Annotated in this window: 18 protein-coding genes, 1 pseudogene and 1 riboswitch; of the genes and pseudogenes, 11 read left to right on the top strand and 8 right to left on the bottom strand. The window is 68.1% G+C overall.

Annotated elements, in window-relative coordinates; translation table 11 throughout:
• The first annotated feature begins 96 nt into the window (after window positions 1-96).
• From M9979_RS14300 to M9979_RS14285, 4 genes are all read left to right on the top strand, one after another.
• Window positions 97-603, top strand: coding sequence for a GNAT family N-acetyltransferase (locus M9979_RS14300; RefSeq protein WP_254290035.1), 507 nt, complete (start codon window positions 97-99; stop codon window positions 601-603).
• Window positions 604-798: 195 nt separating this feature from the next.
• Window positions 799-1,629 carry a sterol desaturase family protein gene (locus tag M9979_RS14295; protein WP_254290034.1) on the top strand — a complete coding sequence of 277 codons (831 nt, stop codon included), beginning with the start codon at window positions 799-801 and terminating at the stop codon, window positions 1,627-1,629.
• Complete coding sequence (locus tag M9979_RS14290) at window positions 1,574-1,984, top strand: DUF2141 domain-containing protein (protein ID WP_254290033.1); 411 nt, start codon at window positions 1,574-1,576, stop codon at window positions 1,982-1,984. Before M9979_RS14295 ends, M9979_RS14290 begins: the two co-directional genes overlap by 56 nt.
• 86 nt (window positions 1,985-2,070) lie before the next feature.
• Complete coding sequence (locus M9979_RS14285) at window positions 2,071-2,952, top strand: MipA/OmpV family protein (RefSeq protein WP_254290075.1); 882 nt, start codon at window positions 2,071-2,073, stop codon at window positions 2,950-2,952.
• 186 nt (window positions 2,953-3,138) lie between these two features.
• Here M9979_RS14285 and M9979_RS14280 read toward each other — a convergent pair whose 3' ends face one another.
• Window positions 3,139-3,861 carry an anti-sigma factor gene (locus tag M9979_RS14280; RefSeq protein WP_254290032.1) on the bottom strand — a complete coding sequence of 241 codons (723 nt, stop codon included), beginning with the start codon at window positions 3,859-3,861 and terminating at the stop codon, window positions 3,139-3,141.
• On the bottom strand, window positions 3,848-4,423 hold the full coding sequence (locus tag M9979_RS14275; protein WP_254290031.1) for a sigma-70 family RNA polymerase sigma factor: 576 nt from the start codon (window positions 4,421-4,423) through the stop codon (window positions 3,848-3,850). The genes M9979_RS14280 and M9979_RS14275 overlap by 14 nt, the downstream gene beginning before the upstream one ends.
• A 225-nt stretch (window positions 4,424-4,648) precedes the next feature.
• On the opposite strand from M9979_RS14275, the gene M9979_RS14270 reads away from it, so the two are divergent.
• The 6 genes from M9979_RS14270 (at window position 4,649) to M9979_RS14245 (ending at window position 12,974) form a co-directional block, all read left to right on the top strand.
• Complete coding sequence (locus tag M9979_RS14270) at window positions 4,649-5,650, top strand: ferritin-like domain-containing protein (RefSeq protein ID WP_254290030.1); 1,002 nt, start codon at window positions 4,649-4,651, stop codon at window positions 5,648-5,650.
• A gap of 11 nt (window positions 5,651-5,661) precedes the next feature.
• Entirely contained in the window at window positions 5,662-6,777 is a 1,116-nt protein-coding gene (locus tag M9979_RS14265; protein ID WP_254290029.1) for a ferritin-like domain-containing protein, read from the top strand.
• 240 nt (window positions 6,778-7,017) lie between these two features.
• Window positions 7,018-8,037 (top strand): ferritin-like domain-containing protein, encoded by a 1,020-nt coding sequence (locus tag M9979_RS14260; protein WP_254290028.1) that lies wholly within the window; start codon window positions 7,018-7,020, stop codon window positions 8,035-8,037.
• A 48-nt stretch (window positions 8,038-8,085) separates the two neighbouring features.
• Complete coding sequence (locus tag M9979_RS14255; RefSeq protein WP_254290027.1) at window positions 8,086-9,069, top strand: ferritin-like domain-containing protein; 984 nt, start codon at window positions 8,086-8,088, stop codon at window positions 9,067-9,069.
• A 231-nt stretch (window positions 9,070-9,300) separates the two neighbouring features.
• A riboswitch (TPP riboswitch) is annotated at window positions 9,301-9,410 on the top strand.
• A 39-nt stretch (window positions 9,411-9,449) separates the two neighbouring features.
• Window positions 9,450-11,348 carry a phosphomethylpyrimidine synthase ThiC gene (thiC, locus tag M9979_RS14250; RefSeq protein ID WP_254290026.1) on the top strand — a complete coding sequence of 633 codons (1,899 nt, stop codon included), beginning with the start codon at window positions 9,450-9,452 and terminating at the stop codon, window positions 11,346-11,348.
• Between the two features lie 60 nt (window positions 11,349-11,408).
• Window positions 11,409-12,974, top strand: coding sequence for a Fic family protein (locus M9979_RS14245; RefSeq protein ID WP_254290025.1), 1,566 nt, complete (start codon window positions 11,409-11,411; stop codon window positions 12,972-12,974).
• A gap of 122 nt (window positions 12,975-13,096) precedes the next feature.
• Here M9979_RS14245 and M9979_RS14240 read toward each other — a convergent pair whose 3' ends face one another.
• The 5 genes from M9979_RS14240 to M9979_RS14220 form a co-directional block, all read right to left on the bottom strand.
• Window positions 13,097-13,261: a hypothetical protein gene (locus M9979_RS14240; RefSeq protein ID WP_254290024.1), complete on the bottom strand. Its 165-nt coding sequence runs from the start codon at window positions 13,259-13,261 to the stop codon at window positions 13,097-13,099.
• A 397-nt stretch (window positions 13,262-13,658) separates the two neighbouring features.
• Window positions 13,659-14,357 (bottom strand): uracil-DNA glycosylase, encoded by a 699-nt coding sequence (gene ung / locus M9979_RS14235; protein WP_422922182.1) that lies wholly within the window; start codon window positions 14,355-14,357, stop codon window positions 13,659-13,661.
• A gap of 1 nt (window position 14,358) precedes the next feature.
• Window positions 14,359-14,667, bottom strand: a complete 309-nt coding sequence (locus M9979_RS14230) for an alkylphosphonate utilization protein (protein ID WP_254290023.1) — start codon at window positions 14,665-14,667, stop codon at window positions 14,359-14,361.
• 31 nt (window positions 14,668-14,698) lie between these two features.
• The gene (locus M9979_RS14225) at window positions 14,699-15,457 is read right to left on the bottom strand and encodes a sulfite exporter TauE/SafE family protein (protein ID WP_254290022.1); all 759 of its coding nucleotides are present in this window, start codon (window positions 15,455-15,457) and stop codon (window positions 14,699-14,701) included.
• A gap of 147 nt (window positions 15,458-15,604) precedes the next feature.
• Window positions 15,605-17,044, bottom strand: coding sequence for a S41 family peptidase (locus M9979_RS14220; protein ID WP_254290073.1), 1,440 nt, complete (start codon window positions 17,042-17,044; stop codon window positions 15,605-15,607).
• A gap of 200 nt (window positions 17,045-17,244) precedes the next feature.
• Between M9979_RS14220 and M9979_RS14215 the strand changes: the two genes are divergently transcribed.
• On the top strand, window positions 17,245-17,763 hold the full coding sequence (locus M9979_RS14215) for a YciE/YciF ferroxidase family protein (protein WP_254290021.1): 519 nt from the start codon (window positions 17,245-17,247) through the stop codon (window positions 17,761-17,763).
• A gap of 55 nt (window positions 17,764-17,818) precedes the next feature.
• Here M9979_RS14215 and M9979_RS14210 read toward each other — a convergent pair.
• A pseudogene (locus tag M9979_RS14210) lies at window positions 17,819-17,956 on the bottom strand (IS110 family transposase); the annotation flags it as partial.

The raw sequence follows: 17,956 nt of genomic DNA, 5'->3' as shown, positions 1-17,956 counted from the left end.
GCTGAGCCTGTCGAAGTACGATGAGTCTCACACCCCTCGACAGCAAGCAGGCGAAGAGGTGGATCACCCGACACCACCATGATTAAGACAAACGCCATGACCGCCCCGACGCTCCGCACCGACCGCCTGACGCTGGCCGCCCATCACCCGGACGATCTGGACGACCTCGCTGCGATGTGGGCGCATCCCGCGGTGTACGGGATGATCGGCGGCACGGCACGATCGCGGGAGGAGGTGTGGATCCGCCTCCTTCGCTCGATCGGCCAGTGGCAGGCGTTCGGCTACGGCAGCTGGGTGGTGCGCGACCATGCCGGCGGCTTCGTCGGCGAACTCGGCCTGATCGAGGCACGGCGCGCGATCGACCCGCCGCTCACGCTGCCGGAAATGGGCTGGACGCTGGCGCCGCACGTCCACGGCCGGGGCTATGCGCATGAGGCGCTGGTCGCGGTGCTCGGCTGGGCGGCGGTGCACGACATCGCGCGCACCACCTGCATCATCGATCCCGCCAACGCGCCCTCGCTGAAGCTCGCCGCGAAGCTCGGCTACAAGCAGGTCCGCGAGGCGCTCTACAACGACCGCCCGACACTGGTGCTCGAACGCTGACCCCCATCCCCCCGTCACCCCGGACTTGTTCCGGGGTCCACTCCGCGGCGAGGCAAAGGGTTTGAGCTGCCTGCCTTCCGCTCGCGGCGCCGTGGACCCCGGAACAAGTCCGGGGTGACGAAGTCTGTGAAGGCCCCCGCCTCACGTTCCCCCGCCCCATATCCCCCGCCGCCACATTCCGCTAAACCGCCGGCCATGCTGCTCGCCGTCACCTTGTCCGCGCTCGCGATGACGCTGATCGTCGGCGTGCGCTATCTGCTCGTCTCGGGCGCGTTCGCCGTCGCGACCCGCGCGAAGCATCCCGGCCTCTACCGCGGGCTCGATGCGCAGGTGCGGCGCGAAATCGCATGGAGCCTCGCCTCCGCGGCGATCTACGGCATCCCCGCCGGCGTACTCGCCTGGGGGTGGCAGGCGCATGGCTGGACGCGAGTGTATGGCGACGTACATGCCTATCCCTTGTGGTATCTGCCCGTGTCGGTGGCGCTGTACCTCGTCCTCCACGATACGTGGTTCTACTGGACGCACCGCTGGATGCATCGGCCGGCGGTGTTCAAGGCCGCGCACGCCGTCCATCACGCCAGCCGCCCGCCGACCGCCTGGGCGGCGATGGCGTTCCACCCGCTCGAGGCGGTGACCGGGGCTGTGGCAATTCCGCTACTGGTGCTCGTCATTCCGATCCACGTCGGCGCTCTGGGCTTCGTGCTGGCGGTGATGACGGTTATGGGCGTGACCAACCACATGGGGTGGGAGGTTTTCCCGAGGTTCATGTGGCACGGGCCATTGGGCGGGTGGCTCATCACGGCGAGCCATCATCAGCGCCATCATGAACGATATGGATGCAATTATGGGCTTTATTTCCGCTTCTGGGACCGGCTGTGCGGCACCGACCGGGGGGTCGGCGATTTCGCCCGCACGCATGCCCAGGCGGCGGGGCGCCCGATCGCCCGCCCGGTCGCTGGCCCGCGCGGCGATGCTGCTGCCGGCGGCGGCGCTGGTGCTGGGCGCGGCGCCGATCGCGCGGCTTGACGTCTCGGTCGGCCATCTGCGCTCGGCCAAGGGCATGCTGCGCGTCTGCCTGACCGCGGACCCCGCCAATTTCCCTGCCTGCGTCGACGATGCCGATGCCGTCACCCGTTCGGTGCCCGCGGGCACGCACGCGCTGCGCTTCGACGGGCTGCCGCTCGGCCAATATGCGGTGGCGGTGATCCATGACGAGAACGGCAACGCCAAGCTCGACACGATCGCCGGCATCCCGCGCGAAGGCTTTGGATTCTCACGCAATCCGGTGATCCGCTTCGGCGCGCCGCGCTTCGCCGCCGCACGCTTCGCGGTGACCAGTGATGCAAATCAGCAACAGATCAACATGCGTTATATCTTCTGACGCTCGCCGATGGGATAACTTTGGACATAATGGCGTTACGCTTACGTAACATGCTTGGAGTTGCCCCTTTGGTCCGTTCGTTCCTGATGCCGCTCGCCTGCGCGGCCGCCGCAGCCCCCGCCCTGATCCTCGCCGCGCCTGCGTTCGCGCAGGATGCCGGCGCGCCGCCCAATTCGGGTTCGGTCGCCGGCAAATCGGCGGAGTTCGACCTCGACCGCGACACGGTCACGGTCGGCGCCGCCGGCGTCTACCTGACCGATTACGAAGGGTCGAACGACTATCGCTGGACGCCCGCGCCCGCCGCGATCGGTTCGGTCAAGGGCTTTTCCTTCACGCTCGCCGGCAACCGCCTCAGCGTCGACCTGATCCCCAACCAGCCCGGCGCGTCGTGGGACGTGCAGGCGGGGCCGATCGGCGTCGTCAACTTCAACCGCAACAGCCTCAAGAGCATCGACGACCCCCGCGTCCGCGCGCTCGGCAAGGTCGATACCGCGATCGAGCTGGGCGGCTATGTCGGCATCGGCAAGACCGGCGTCATCACCAGCCCCTACGACAAACTGTCGGTCACGGTCAGCTATCGCCACGACGTCGCCGGCGCGCACGACAGCGGCATCTGGCAGCCGAGCGTCAACTATCTGACCCCGCTCAGCACCAAGGCGGCGGTCGCCGTCTTCGCCTCCGCCGAGCACGCCGGCCGCGGCTATGCGACGACCTACTTCTCGGTCTCCCCGACGCAGACGATCGCCAGCGGCCTGCCGACCTACAATGCGCGCGGCGGGTGGAAGAACTATACGCTCGGCGGCCTCGCCACCTATTCGCTGACCGGCAACCTGCTGAAGGGGTTCAAGATCGTCGCCGGCGGCACCTATCGCCGCATGCTCAACGACTTCGGCGACAGCCCGCTGGTCAGCATCGCGGGCTCGCGCAACCAGTGGCTCGGCGCGGTCGGGCTGGCGTATACGTTCTGAACTGACGGTCCTGCCTTGGCCTCAAACCCGTCGTCACCCCGGACTTGTTCCGGGGTCCACCAGGCCGCGGGCATAGGGCAAGAGGCTCGAGCCGTGCGCCTCGCCGCGGAGTGGACCCCGGAACAAGTCCGGGGTGACGGGGGAGGTGATGCAATGTCACGCGCCTCACCCGACCCGGCACCACCATCAGCCGCTGAGCTTGCCCGCGGCCACCACCGGCCCGGTCGGCAGCCCCGTGGGCGAGCCGCCCGCCGGCTCGATCGAGATCGCCAGCACCGTCTCCGCCGCCATCGCGCCGCGTAGTGCCGCCGGGACGGCAAGCCTCGCCGTACCACGTGCCGGCAGCAGCCCGAGCGAACGTGGCGCCGCCGTCCCCCGGATCGCCCACACCTCCGCGGAGCGTCCGGCGGGCACGTCGACGCCGCCGGCGATTCGCACCACGCCGCTCGCGCGGTCGTAAGCCGCGGCGATCGGCGCGCCCTTCGTGGTCGGCGCGATCGCGGCGATCAACGGCGGCGGTGTGGTGACGGTCACCGGCACGCGCACCGGCAGCGGCGCGGGACGCAGCATCAGCAGCGTCGTCACCGCCAGCAACACGCAGGCGGCGATGCTCGCCAGGATCGCCAGCGTCCGCCAGCGATGGTCGTTGTCGTTGGCCGCACCGCCCGCGCCACCCGCCGCGCCGCGGTCCAGCGTTGCCTCGATCCGCGCCGCCAGATGCGCCGGCGCCGCCACCGCGGGCCAGTCGGCGAACAAGGCCGCCAGCCGGTCGCGCCACCATTCCACCTCGGCGGCGAAACCGGGTTCGGCGACCAGCCGGCGCAACGCCGCGGCACGTTCGTCGCCGTCGAGCACGCCCAGCGCCAGTTCGGCGGCGGTCATGTCGGGATCGGGATCAGGCGTCGCCATCGAGGCACCCCCTGAGCGCCAGCAGCCCGCGCCGCACCCAGCTCTTCATCGTCCCCAGCGGCACCGCCGCCTGCACCGCCAGTTCGGCATAGGTCAGCCCGCCGAAGAACGCGCTGCGGATCGCGGCACGCTGGCGGCTCTCGATCCCCTCTAGGCAATGGTGCAGCCGCGCATGCGCCTCGACCGCGAGCAGCGCATCGTCCTGCGCCGGCGCGCCGTCGGGCACCGCCTCGGCATCCTCGACGCCCACCGCGCGGGTGCGCGCCTGTCGCCGGCGCCAGTCGATCGCCCGGTTGCGCGCGATCGTCGCCAGCCACGAGATCGGACTCGCGCGCCCCGGCTGATAGGCGCCCGCACGGTTCCAGATGGTGAGATATACGTCGTGCAGCACGTCCTCGGCGCCTTGTCGGTCGGCGCAGATACGCAGGCAGATGCCGAAAAGCTTCGCGGAGGTCAGACGATAGACGGTGCGGAACGCGTCGCGGTCCTCGTCGCCGGTGCGGACCAGCGCCTCGACCAGCGCCGCACGCGCAGCATTCAGCTCGGAAGTGTCGGTGCCCACCACGGCGTCAAGGGCTAACGATACTCGGGGTCGCAGGCAACAGCCTTCGAACCGCTTCAGCGGACCTGCCCTATCATCTTGCCACTGCTTCCCTTTTTCTTTTGTTGCCGCTGCATCCTTTGCGCGGGCGGCGCGTAACTGCCTCAGGTTGACCGTGACCGGTGCGTCCCCTGGCGCGCCGCTTTCCCGGATTTTCCGAATACAAGGTGAGGGAGGTTGCTGACGATGACCCAGACCGATCAGATCATCGAGGCGCTGGACGCCCGCGTGAGGCGGCGTGACGAACGCCGTGATTTCTTCAAGAACGCCATGGGCCTGGCCGCGGTGACCGCCGCCGGCGCCGCGACGATGGGCCTGGCGAGCGCCGCCGAGGCGCAGACGACCGGCCCGTCCGAGATCGACGTCCTCAACTTCGCGCTCAACCTCGAATATCTCGAGGCGCAATTCTACAGCTATGCCGCCTTCGGCACCGGCCTGCCCGCCAATTTGCTGACCGGCGGTGTCGGCACGCAGGGCGCGGTCATCACCGGCACCGGCGCGGGTTCGGCGCGCAAGGTCAACTTCTCCGACGCCGGCATCGCCGCCTATGCGCGCGAAATCGCGCAGGACGAGGTCGCGCACGTCAGCTTCCTGCGCGCCGCGATCGGCAATGCGGCGCTGACCGCCGCGCAGCCGCAGATCAACATCTCGAGCGGTACCGGCGGTGCCTTCGCCGCCGCAGCATCGAGCACGACGCCGCCGCTGACCGGCTTCGACGCCTATGCCGACGACAACAGCTTCCTGCAGGCGGCCTTCATCTTCGAGGATGTCGGCGTCACCGCCTACAAGGGTGCGGCCGGCGCGCTCATCAACAACAAGACGTATCTGGAAGCGGCGGCGGGCATCCTCGCGGTCGAGGCGTATCACGCCGCGATCGTGCGCACCGCGCTCTACGCCCGCGGCGTCGCCGTGCCGGCGCTGCGCACCAACGCCGATGCGATCTCCAACCTGCGCGATTCGGTCGACGGCACCACCGATCTCGATCAGGGCATTTCGGCGACCACCATGGCGGGCCAGTCGGTGTCCAACATCGTGCCGCTCGACACCAACGGCCTCGCGTTCAGCCGTACGCCGGCGCAGGTGCTCAACATCGTCTACCTCAATCCCCGCTCGGTGACCGCGGGCGGGTTCTTCCCGGCCGGCATCAACAACGGCAACACCGCGATCCGCTCCAGCGGCGCGAACTGAGGGGACCAGAGATGATCAACGAAATTTCGGTTCTCGACATCGTCGAGAAGACGACTGCCCGCCGCAACGCGCGCCGGGCGTTCATGAAGACCGCCGTCGGCGGCGCCGCCGCGGTTGGTGGCCTGACGCTGCTAGCCGCCTGCGGTGACGACGACAATGCGATGTCGACGCCGTTCCCGACGCCGACGCCGACCCCCGCGGCGGTCAGCACCGACGTCGCGGTGCTCAACTTCGCGCTCAACCTCGAATATCTCGAGGCGCAGTTCTACAGCTATGCCGCCTTCGGCGTCGGCCTCACCGCCGCGCAGCTGACCGGTACGGGCACGCAGGGCGCGGTGGTCACCGGATCGGGTGCGGGCTTCCCGCGCGCGGTCGATTTCAGCGGCGATCCGCTGATCGGCCAGTACGCGCGCGAGATCGCCTATGACGAGATCGCCCACGTCAACTTCCTGCGTGCCGCACTCGGCACGGCGGTGGTGGCACAGCCGGCGATCAACATCTCGGGCACCGCGGACGGCGCCTTCTCGGCGGCGGCACGCGCGGCCGGGATCATCTCGGGGGCGACCGCGACGTTCGATCCCTATCTGAACCCGACCAATTTCCTGCTCGCCGCCTATATCTTCGAAGACGTCGGGGTCACCGCATACAAGGGCGCATCGCCGGTCATCTCGTCGATGTACCTCGACGCCGCGGCCGGCATCCTTGCGGCGGAGGCCTATCATGCGGGTCTCGTCCGCACGATCCTCTACACCCGCGGTGTCACCAACCGCGACATCATCACCCAGGCGCAGCAGATCTCGAACCTGCGCGATGCCGCCGACGGCACCGCGACGGGCTCGCTGGCGGGCGGCACCACGCCGACCGCGGGCAGCGCCTCGCCGGACGGCAGCACCGCGAGCGCGGGCGACGACGATCAGGGCATCGGCGGTACCAACATCGGCGTGCTAGCGACCGGCGTGTCGAACATCGTGCCGACCGACGTCAACGGCCTTGCCTACAGCCGCACGACGCAGCAGGTGCACAACATCGTCTACCTCAACGCGACCGGCGCGAACCGCACCAGCGGCGGCTTCTTCCCGGCGGGGACGAACAACCCCAACCCGGCCTTCACCGTCGGGCTCGGCTAACCCCCTTCCCCTTGCCGGCCCGTGCGCCCCCCTTGCGGGCCGGCAACCCCAACCTCCCCTGGCCACCGCCTTACCGCGGTCGGCCGGGGGAGGTTTTTTTCCCCGCGTTCGCCCGCCCGCGCCGCTCCGGCCGGCCGATTTCCGGCGCACACGGGGTTGACGCATCGGGCGGGATGCGGAACGGCTGCAGGCCATCAGGGGCGGTTCGTCGCCGCCCGCGCGATGGGGAGAACCCGAGTAATGACCGCCAGCATCGACATCGACAGCGCCACCATGACCGCGGCGCTCGACGCCCGCGTCCGGCGCCGCGAGCAACGCCGCGACTTCTTCAAGTCCGCACTCGGCGCCGCGGCGGTGACCGCGGCCGGCGCCGGCGCGCTCGGCCTCGCCTCGGCAGCGGAGGCGCAGACCACCACCTATACCGACGCGGACATCCTCAACTTCGCGCTCAACCTCGAATATCTCGAGGCGCAATTCTACGCCTATGCCACCACCGGCACCGGCATCGCCGCCAATCTGCAGACCGGCACGGGGACGCAGGGCGCGGTGCGTGCCACCGGCGCCGGCGCGGTGCCGTTCAGCGATCCCGTGATCGCCCGCTACGCGCGCGAGATCGCCGCGGACGAGGTCGCGCACGTCGCCTTCCTGCGCAACGCGCTCGGCACGACCAGCGCGGTCGCGCAGCCGGCGATCGACATCTCGGTCGGTGCCTCCAGCGCCTTCTCCGCCGCCGCGGTCGCCGCCAAGATCATTACCGCCGGCCAGACGTTCAACCCTTACGCCAACGACGAGGCGTTCCTGCTCGGCGCCTTCATCTTCGAGGACGTCGGCGTCACTGCCTACAAGGGCGCGGCACCGCTGCTGACCAAGACCTATATCGAGGCGGCGGCGGGCATCCTGTCGGTCGAGGCCTATCACGCCGCGACGATCCGTGGCGAATTGTACCGCAAGGGCATCGTCGCCGGATCGGCCCTCATCACGCAGGTGCAGGGCATTTCCGACGCGCGCGACAGCCTGGATGGCGGGACCGAGATCGACCAGGGCATCACCGCGACGACGACGACCAAGCCCAACCAGACGACCGACACCACCACCTTCCCGGTGTCGAACATCCTCCCCGCCGACGCCAACGGCCTCGCCTACAGCCGCAGCCCCAATCAGGTGCTCAACATCGTCTATCTCAACGCCGCCGCGGCGAGCGCGGGTGGGTTCTTCCCCGCCGGCCTCAACGGCACGATCAAGGCGGCGACCGCCTCCTGATCCCTCGCCGCCCGCGCGTTTTGACCGATATCCTGGGGATTTGACCCGATGACCGACCTGCCTACCGACACCGTCCTCGACGCGATCGCCGCCCGCCGCGCCGAACGCCGCAATTTCCTCCGCTATGCCGGTGGCGCCGCCGCCTCGGCCGGTACGCTGTCGCTGCTCGCCGCCTGCGGCGGCGACAACGGCACCGCGACGCCGACCCCGACGCCGTCGGCCACCGCGACCTCGATCGCCGCCGACGGCGACGTGCTCAACTTCGCGCTCAACCTCGAATATCTCGAGGCGCAATTCTACAGCTTCGCCGCCTTCGGCCAGGCGCTCGCCGCCGGGCTCACCACCGGCGTCGGCACCGCCGGCACCGTGACCGGCGGCGCGCAGGTGCCCTTCTCCGATCCGCTCGTCGCGCAATATGCGCGCGAGATCGCGCTGGACGAGGCACAGCACGTCACCTTCCTGCGCACCGTGCTCGGCAGCGCGGCGGTGGCGATGCCGGCGATCAACATCGCCGGCGACGCGACCGGCGCCTTCACCGCCGCCGCGCGCGCCGCCGGCGTCGTCGGGCCCAGCGGCACGTTCAACCCCTATGCCGACGACGTCAGCTTCCTGCTCGGCGCCTATCTGTTCGAGGATGTCGGCGTCTCCGCCTACAAGGGCGCCGCCCCCGTCCTCGGCAACAAGACCTATATCGAGGCCGCCGCCGGCATCCTCGCCGCCGAAAGCTATCATGCCGGCCTCATCCGCTCGGTCCTCTACCGCAAGGGCATCGACGCCAACACGATCCTGACCAACGCGCGCCTGATCTCCGACGCGCGCGACACGCTCGACGGCGGCACCGACATCGACCAGGGCATCGGCGACGCGACGACGGCCAACATCGTGCCGACCGACACCAACGGCATCGTCTACAGCCGCTCGACCGGCCAGGTGCTCAACGTCGTCTACCTCAACAAGGCCGCGGTCGGCTCCGGCGGCTTCTTCCCCTCGGGCATCAACGGCAACATCCGGACGAGCGCCGCGAGCGGCTGACCTCGCGGGGGAGCCCCCCTTCGCCCCAACTCCCCGTCACCCCGGACTTGTTCCGGGGTCGACCGGGCCGCACGCGCCGGACAAGAGGCTCTGCCTTCACGCTCGCGGAACAGTGGACCCCGGAACAAGTCCGGGGTGACGAAGGGTGTTGGGCAGCGGGGTAACGCGCCCCCTCTGCTCTGCTGGTCGAGGAATTAGGTTGGCGCATCCTGATGAACCGCGTACAACCCGACGCATCCCCGGGGGAGCGCTGCGACGGCGCTTGAGAGGCGGCCACGAGGTCGCGACCCGCTGAACCTGATCCGGTTGACACCGGCGGAGGGAGGGAGCGGTTTTCATCCGAAATCCGTGCCCGCTCTCCGCGCATTGGAGAGCTTGCCATGGCCGACATCCCCGCCCGCACCGAAATCGGCGTCACCACCGGTCCCATCCGCGGCTCGAAGAAAGTCCACGTCGGCCCGCTCAACGTCGCGATGCGCGAGATCCACCTCGACCCGTCCTCGGGCGAGCCCCCCTTGCGCGTCTACGACACGTCCGGCCCCTATACCGATCCCAATGCCCGCATCGACATCATGGCCGGCCTGCCACAGCTGCGCCGCGACTGGATCATGGCCCGCGGCGACGTCGAGAGCTACGACGCCCGCGAAATCCGCCCCGAGGACAACGGCCAGCTCGGCCCCGACCGCTCGGGCGGCGTGCCGCAATTCCCCAACACCGTCCGCCGCCCCCTGCGCGCGAAGGCCGGCGCCAACGTCAGCCAGATGCACTACGCCCGCCGCGGCATCGTCACGCCCGAGATGGAATATGTCGCCACGCGCGAGAATCTCGGCCGCGAACGGCTGCGCGACTATGCCCGCGACGGCGAGAGCTTCGGCGCCGCCATCCCCGACTTCGTGACGCCGGAATTCGTCCGTGACGAGGTCGCCCGCGGCCGCGCGATCATCCCCAACAACGTCAACCATCCCGAATCCGAACCGATGGCGATCGGCCGCAACTTCCTGGTGAAGATCAACGCCAACATCGGCAACAGCGCGGTCGCCAGCAACGTCGCGGCAGAGGTCGACAAGCTCGTCTGGTCGATCCGCTGGGGCGCCGACACGGTCATGGACCTGTCGACGGGCCGCAACATCCACGACACCCGCGAATGGATCCTGCGCAACAGCCCCGTGCCGATCGGCACCGTCCCCATCTATCAGGCGCTCGAAAAGGTCGGCGGCATCGCCGAGGACCTGACGTGGGAGGTGTTCCGCGACACGCTGATCGAACAGGCCGAACAGGGCGTCGACTATTTCACCATCCATGCCGGCGTCCGCCTGCCCTACATCCCGATGACCGCCAAGCGCGTCACCGGCATCGTGTCGCGCGGCGGCTCGATCATGGCGAAATGGTGCCTCGCGCATCACAAGGAATCGTTCCTTTACGAACGCTTCGACGAGATCACCGAGATCATGAAGGCCTATGACATCGCCTACAGCCTCGGCGACGGCCTGCGCCCCGGCAGCATCGCCGACGCCAACGACGAGGCGCAGTTCAGCGAGCTCTACACCTTGGGCGAACTCACCCACCGCGCCTGGGCGCAGGACGTGCAGGTCATGATCGAAGGGCCCGGCCACGTGCCGATGCACAAGATCAAGCAGAACATGGAAAAGCAGCTCGAGGTCTGCGGCGAAGCCCCCTTCTACACATTGGGGCCGCTCACCACCGACATCGCGCCCGGCTACGACCATATCACCAGCGGCATCGGCGCTGCGATGATCGGCTGGTACGGCACCGCGATGCTCTGCTACGTCACTCCCAAGGAGCACCTCGGCCTCCCCGACCGCGACGACGTCAAGGTCGGCGTGGTCACCTACAAGCTCGCCGCCCACGCCGCCGACCTCGCCAAGGGCCACCCCGCCGCGCAGATGCGCGACGACGCGCTCAGCCGCGCCCGCTTCGACTTCCGCTGGCGCGACCAGTTCAACCTGTCGTTGGACCCCGAAACCGCCGAGGACTATCACGACCAGACGCTCCCCGCCGAAGGCGCCAAGACCGCCCACTTCTGCTCGATGTGCGGTCCCAAATTCTGCTCGATGAAGATCACCGCCGAGGTCCGCGAATTCGCGGCCAAGCAGAACCAGTCGGCGGACACGTTCATCGCCGCCGACGCCGCGGATGCCGACCGCGCGCTGTTCGCCAGCGGCAAGGGCAGCGTTGCGGATGCCGAAGCCGGCATGGCGGAGATGAGCGAACGCTTCCGGGAGAAGGGTGGAGAGGTTTACCTGCCGGCGGCGGAATGACCGTTTTTTGAAAAGAGAGGGCGTTGGTAAACGTTTTTAAACCGTGGTAACGGTTTTTGCATGGCCGACGCCCTTTCTCACGATGACCGACAGGCGATCGGCCACCTCTGGCTGCGGCAGACGCTGGGCCTGCGCGTGCCGCGGCCGTATGTCGAAAGCTATGTCGTGTCCGGCGCACGCCGGACCGAGGTCTACGGCACCCGGACGGTTGAATATTACGGTCGCTCTTATCTGAACGATCCGTCGGACCTGCGCGCGCACCTGCGTTTCGCGCTGCGCCACGAACCGGCCGATCTGCGCATATTGGTCGCCGCCTTCAAGGTGCTGGGCCCCGACCCCATCCGCCTGTGGGTGCAGGACGAACCGACCGGCAGTTTCAGCCGGCGCGCCTGGTTCCTGTATGAAACCTTCACCGGCGAACGCCTCGACCTCGACGACGTGCGGGGCGGTCCCTACGTCGACGCGCTCGATCCGAACCGTCACATCGTCGCCGCGCGGCGCAATTCGCCGCGCCACCGGGTCGTCGACAATCTGCTCGGCGGACGCGATTTCTGCCCCACCGTCCGCCGTACCCAGCGGCTGGAGGAATTGCGCGGGGCGCACGTCGATGCGGAGGCGCGGCGCCTGCTCGACCGCTACGATCCCGCCACGCTCGCGCGCGCGATCAGTTACCTCTACACCAAGGAAACCCGGTCCTCCTTCGCGATCGAGGGCGAAACCCCGACGCCGGGCAAGGCGGGCCGGTTCGTCGCCGCGCTGCGGTCGGCCGACCGGTTCGATCCGCAGCGCAAGGCCGCGATCCTCGCGTTGCAGAACCAGATCGTCGATCCGCGCTATGCCGCGGACGACTATCGCGATTTCCAGAATTTCGTCGGATCGACGACCGCCGGTTTCCGCGAAGAGGTGCACTTCATCTGCCCCCGCCCCGAGGACGTCGGATCGCTGATGCGCGGCTGGAGCACGTCGATCGACCGGTTGATCGACGACCTCGATCCCGTCGTCGCCGCCGCGGTGATCGCCTTCGCCTTCGTCTTCATCCATCCGTTCGAGGACGGTAACGGCCGCATCCATCGGTTCCTGATGCATCATGTGCTGGCGCGCACTGGTTTCAGCCCGTCCGGCGTGATCTTTCCGGTGTCCGCCGCAATCGCCCGCGACCAGCGCTCCTATGACGAGGTGCTCGAATCCTTCTCGACGCCATTGCTCAAGCATATCGACTGGCAGTGGAATGGCGACCAGACGATCGCCGTCGGCAACGATACCGCCGATCTCTACCGCTATTTCGATGCCACGTTGTTCGCCGAATATCTGCACGACCGGGTCATCGATACGGTGCACAAGGACCTGCGCGACGAATTGCAGTTCGTGTCGATCTTCGATGCCGCGATCGACGCGATCGACGCGATCGTCGACATGCCCGATCGTCGCGCCTCGCTGTTCGTCAAATTGTGCATGCAGAATGGCGGACGACTGGCGAACCGCAAGCGCGACGAATTTGGTGAACTGACCGACGCCGAAATCACCGCGATGGAAGACGCGGTGCGTATCATCATCCAGCGCGAAGCCAACGAACAGGCCGACATGCTGCCCGGCTTGTTCGAAACACCGTCATTCAACGCCATGTAGATCGAAAACCATTCATTGGCGTACAAAAGCGATCACCAACGCGGTTAAGGATTCAAAATCGATCATCGCATGGACGATCGAAGGGCCGGCGAATTACTCCGCCGGCCCCGATTTCGTCGACGTTATGCGTATCGCATCAACGTCCAGATCGTCGCACTGCCGTTATAGGGCGGCATCCGATTGCCCTTGGCGATCGGAGCAGTGGTCGAACCGTTTGCCGGCTTCCACACGCCGAACTCGGGGCAGGTTTCGCCGGTGCGTGCGGTCGTACCGATGGGCTTGGTCATTGTTTTCCTTCCAGACGGTCAACGCCAGCCACACGCGTTGACCCGAAGAAGGAGGGTCCCTATTGGCCATCTCGCGTAGCAACGCACGAGGTGGGCGACTGCCTCAAGGCCAGAGGCGTCTCTTCCAAGACGCCTCTGGTTACATAGCGCTAAGGCAATGTTTCAATGACGTCAACATGCCCATGCCGTCATTATTGAAAACTGCGCTTGCTGTTGTTAGATGATGGATCGCCGCTTCTGTGCGGCAGATCGAGTCAGCAATGACGGCATGTTGCGGTTGGTCCCCGATCTCTGAACGGCTACACCTCTCCGAAAACGAGGTGGGTGATCTGCCGGGTTGCAGTTGGCCCCAGATCTCTGAACGGTGAGCCGTCGCAAGACGGCTCACTACAGACGATCACACCGCCGCCGGCAATGTCCAGTCGATCGTTCCCCGGCCATGTGCCGCCAGAAACGCGTTCGCTTGGCTGAACGGCCGGCTGCCGAACCAGCCCTTATGCGCGGACAGCGGCGAGGGATGCGGCGCGCGCAGTACCAGATGGTGGCCGCCCGCCTGCACGTCGCGGACGAACCCCGCCTTCTTCTGCGCATGCGCGCCCCACAGCAGGAACACGCTGGGCTCCGGCCGGTCGGCGACGGCATGGACGACCGCGTCGGTGAACGCCTCCCACCCGCGTGCCGCATGCGAGGCGGCGCGGCCCTGTTCAACGGTCAGTACGCTGTTGAGCAGCAGCACCCCCTGGCGCGCCCAATGCTCCAGATGGCCGTGGCCGGCGGGCGCGATGCCGCAATCGTCGTGCAGCTCCTTGTAGATGTTGCGCAGCGACGGCGGCACCGCGACGCCGGGGCGCACCGAGAAGCTGAGACCATGCGCCTGCCCCGGCCCGTGATAGGGGTCCTGCCCGAGGATGACGATCCGCACCGCGTCGAGCGGCGTCAGCTCCAGCGCCCGGAACCAGTCGCGCGAATGGGGCAGCACTGTCTTCCCCGCCGCCTTTTCCGCGACGAGAAAGTCGTGCAGCCGCGCCATCGGCTCGCCGGCCAGCACCGGATCGAGCGCCGCGCGCCAGCTCGGGTCGATCGCCGCCACGCTCACGTCAGCGCTTGCGCACGAATTCGGCGCGCAGCACCAGTCCCTTGATGCCGTCGAACTTGCAGTCGATCTCCTGCGCGTCGCCGGTCAGCCGGATGCTCTTGATGAGCGTGCCGCGCTTCAGCGTCTGCCCGGCGCCCTTGACGGTCAGGTCCTTGATGAGCGTCACCTGGTCGCCATCGGCGAGCAGGTTACCGACCGCGTCGCGCACCTCGACCGCGCCGTCGCCGTCCACGCCCGCCGCCGCGGCGTCGGCGGCGCTGATCCACTCGCCGCTTGCCTCGTCGTACACGAAGCTGTCGTCATCCTGCATCCGTCGGTCCTCGTCTCATTACGCCGCCGCCCTACAGCCAAATCGTCACGCCGTCCCACACCAGCTTCGCACCGAGCAGCACCATCAGCGTATAGACGACGACGTAGAAGCGCTGCGGGCTCATCCGCCGGATGATCCACACCCCCGCCAGCGTCGAGAGGATCGCCAGCGGCAGCAGCGCCGCCGACGCGGTCAGCGTGGCGCGATCGAAGGCGCCGAGCGCCAGATAGGCCGGCACCTTCGCCCAGTTGACGATGGCGAACAGGATCGCGCCGGTGCCGACGAAGCGCTCGTGCGGCAGCTTGCGCGGCGCCACCCACATCTGGAACGGCGGCCCGCCGGCATGCGCGATCTGGCTGGCGAAGCCCATGCCGACGCCGACCAGGCTGCCGACCCAGCCGGGCGAGGTGGAGGCCGCGACGATCCGCCCGCCGCGCTCGATCCACAGCCGCCACAGCCCGAACGTCAGCGTGATCGCGCCCAGCATCGCCATCACCGCCGGCGCCGGCAGCACCGCCGCGAACGCCCAGCCGCCGGCGATGCCGATCAGCGCGCCGGGCAGCATCCAGCCGATCACCCAGCCGTCCCACGTCCGCCGGAACGCCCACACGCTCACCGCATCCTGGACGAGCAGGATGGGAAGCAGGATCGCCGCCGCGACGACGGGCGAGACGGCGAGCGCGAGCAGCGGCGTGCCGAGCGCACCCAGCCCCGACAGCCCGCCCTTGGCGAGCCCGACGAGGATCACCGCCGCCGCGGCGACGATGAGGAACAGCGGATCATGGAGCATGTATGGCGCCTAGCACGGGATGACGTCGAACACCCCGTTCGTGCCGGGTCTGTCGAAGCACAGGTGAGACCCGGACGATCCGCGCACAGGCGAACCGCGGTGAGCCGGACCGACTCCGGTCATCACGCGTCGACCGCGGCGAGCCGGTCAGAACAGCCCCGGCACCTCGCGCTGCGCCGTCGACATGCCGGTGGGCGATGGCTGCAACGCGGTCATCGTCTCTTCGCGTGCCACCTTCGCGGCCTGGCTTTGCGTGCTCGCGGCACCATCGGCACTCGCGGTGGCGCCGATCCGCGTGCAGCTCTTGCCCTGCAGGAAGTCGAGCGCCGAGCGCGTCGACGCCTCGCGCGGATCGCCGAGCGGATAGGACAGATCGTCCGCCGCGCGGCAGCTCGCCTCCACCGTATTGGCGAGGCCGTTGTAATAGGCACCCTGCCGCGCCGCATTCTGCAGCGCGAAGGCGATGACGCGCAGCCGGTCGTCGCACGCCGCCTTGTCGAGCGCGATCTGGCCGACCGGCTTGCCATAAGTGTTGGTGCCGATCAGCCCGGCGTTGGCGTGCAGATAGGGGATGAAGGCGTTGATGACATATTCGCTCGCCGACGCGGTCCCGCCGGTGCCGATGAAGGCGATGCGCGTCGCCGCGACCGATTGCGCCTGCGGCGTGAAGAAGGTCGTCTCGTTGTTCGCCGATTTCTCGCTGCGATAGGTCGTGTAGCTCTGCACCTCCGACGTCGACCGGTTGCCGCCGAGCAGATTGCTCATCAGCTCGGCGGTGCGCACCAGCCCGCCGCCGTTGTAGCGCAGGTCGACGACGATGTTGGTGATGCCCGCCGCCTTGAACCGGGCGAAGGCGTCGCGCAGCGCGGGATCGGCGGTGTCGATGAAGGTGCGCAGGTTGACATAGCCATAGCGCTGGCCGGCATCGGTGATGATCTGCGTGCCGTAACGGCTGGAGACCGGGGTCAGCGTGAAGTCGTTCTTGGTCACCGACACCGTCCGCGTGCCCGCCGCATCGCGGATCTGGAAGACCCGCGTGGTGCCCGACGTGTTCGGCCCCAGCGAATCGCTCAGCGCGTTGCCGCCGGCATTGTACAGGCTGCTCACCGTCTGCAAATTGCTGCTGGTCGTGCCGATCGCCAGAATCTCCGCACCGCGATCGACGCCCGCGGTCAGCGCCGGCGCATTCTCGAACGATTCGGTGACGTACAGCCGGCCGCTGCTGTCGAGCCCCAGCCGCCAGCCGAACCCCGCGCTCGACCCCGAGCTGTAGTAAGCGTTCTCCTGCGCGATCGAGGTCAGATAGGTGAAATAGCGATCCTTGTTCTGCGACCGCGCGGTCGCGGTGAGCGCGTCTAGATAGCTGTCGGCGCTGCTGTACGGCGTCGGATCGAGGCTGGCGGGCAGCGTGTCGGGGAACAGATACCATTCGCGCAGCTGCGCCGCGACCCAGTCCTGCCGCTCGCGCAAGCTGCAGCCGGCGACCGCGGTGGGGGTCGGCGTCACCCCCGGCGTCGGCGTCGATCCGGTCGCGCCGCCCGACGATCCGCCACCACCGCCACCGCACCCTGCCAGCATGGCGGTCATCGCCAGGAACGCCACCGAACGCCGTACTGCCACCGATTCTACTCCACCCGCGTCGACCCGAGGCTAGGCCGGGTTTTCGTCACGGGCAATCGGCTTCGCGCCGCTGTTCGCCTGATCTGCATCAAGCCCTTTCGCCGCAACCCGCGCGCATCGCCGCTCGTTGAGCCCCGCGACATCCACCATCGACACGGAGAACACTCATGGGCCTGTTCAGCAAGGACATCGCGACCTTCGAGGATCTGTACATCCACCAGCTCGAGGACGTCTATTACGCCGAGCAGCAGATCACCAAGGCGCTGCCGAAGATGATCGAGAAGGCGACCGATACGCAGCTGCGTCAGGGTTTCGAACAGCATCTGCGCGAGACCGAGGGGCAGATCGAGCGCCTGCGCCGCGTGTTCGAACTCGAGGGCCTGCAGCCCAAGGGCGCGACTTGCCCGGCGATCGACGGCATCATCAAGGAAGCCAACGAAGTCGCCGGCGAAGTCGGCGACAAGGCGGTGCTCGACGCCGCGCTGACCGCCGCCGCGCAGGCGGTCGAGCATTACGAGATCGCGCGCTACGGCACGCTCGTCACCTGGGCCAGGCAGCTCGGCCGCACCCAGAGCGCCGCGCTGTTCCAAGAAACGCTCGACGAGGAAAAGGCGACCGACGAAAAGCTCTCGCAGCTCGCCACCAGCCGCATCAACGCCCGCGCCGAAGCGGCAGTCGAGGCGTAAGGACTTGGTTCGGGGGATCATTCAGGGTCCCCCGGCAGCCCCAACCTGTTCGTCATCAAGTCAGTTGTTGGTGTGGTGGGAGGGCATCGCGGATGCGTGCGTTGGCGATGGTGATGATCTTACGCATGAGGGCGGCGATGGCGAGGCGCTTGGGTTTGCCGTTGGCGAGGAGGGTCCGATAGAAGTCGCCGAG

Origin of the sequence: Sphingomonas liriopis (genome assembly GCF_024211255.1) — a bacterium.
GTDB lineage: Bacteria > Pseudomonadota > Alphaproteobacteria > Sphingomonadales > Sphingomonadaceae > Sphingomonas > Sphingomonas liriopis.
Note: the sequence above shows the minus strand (reverse complement) of the source record. Positions and strands in the feature narration are given on the sequence as shown.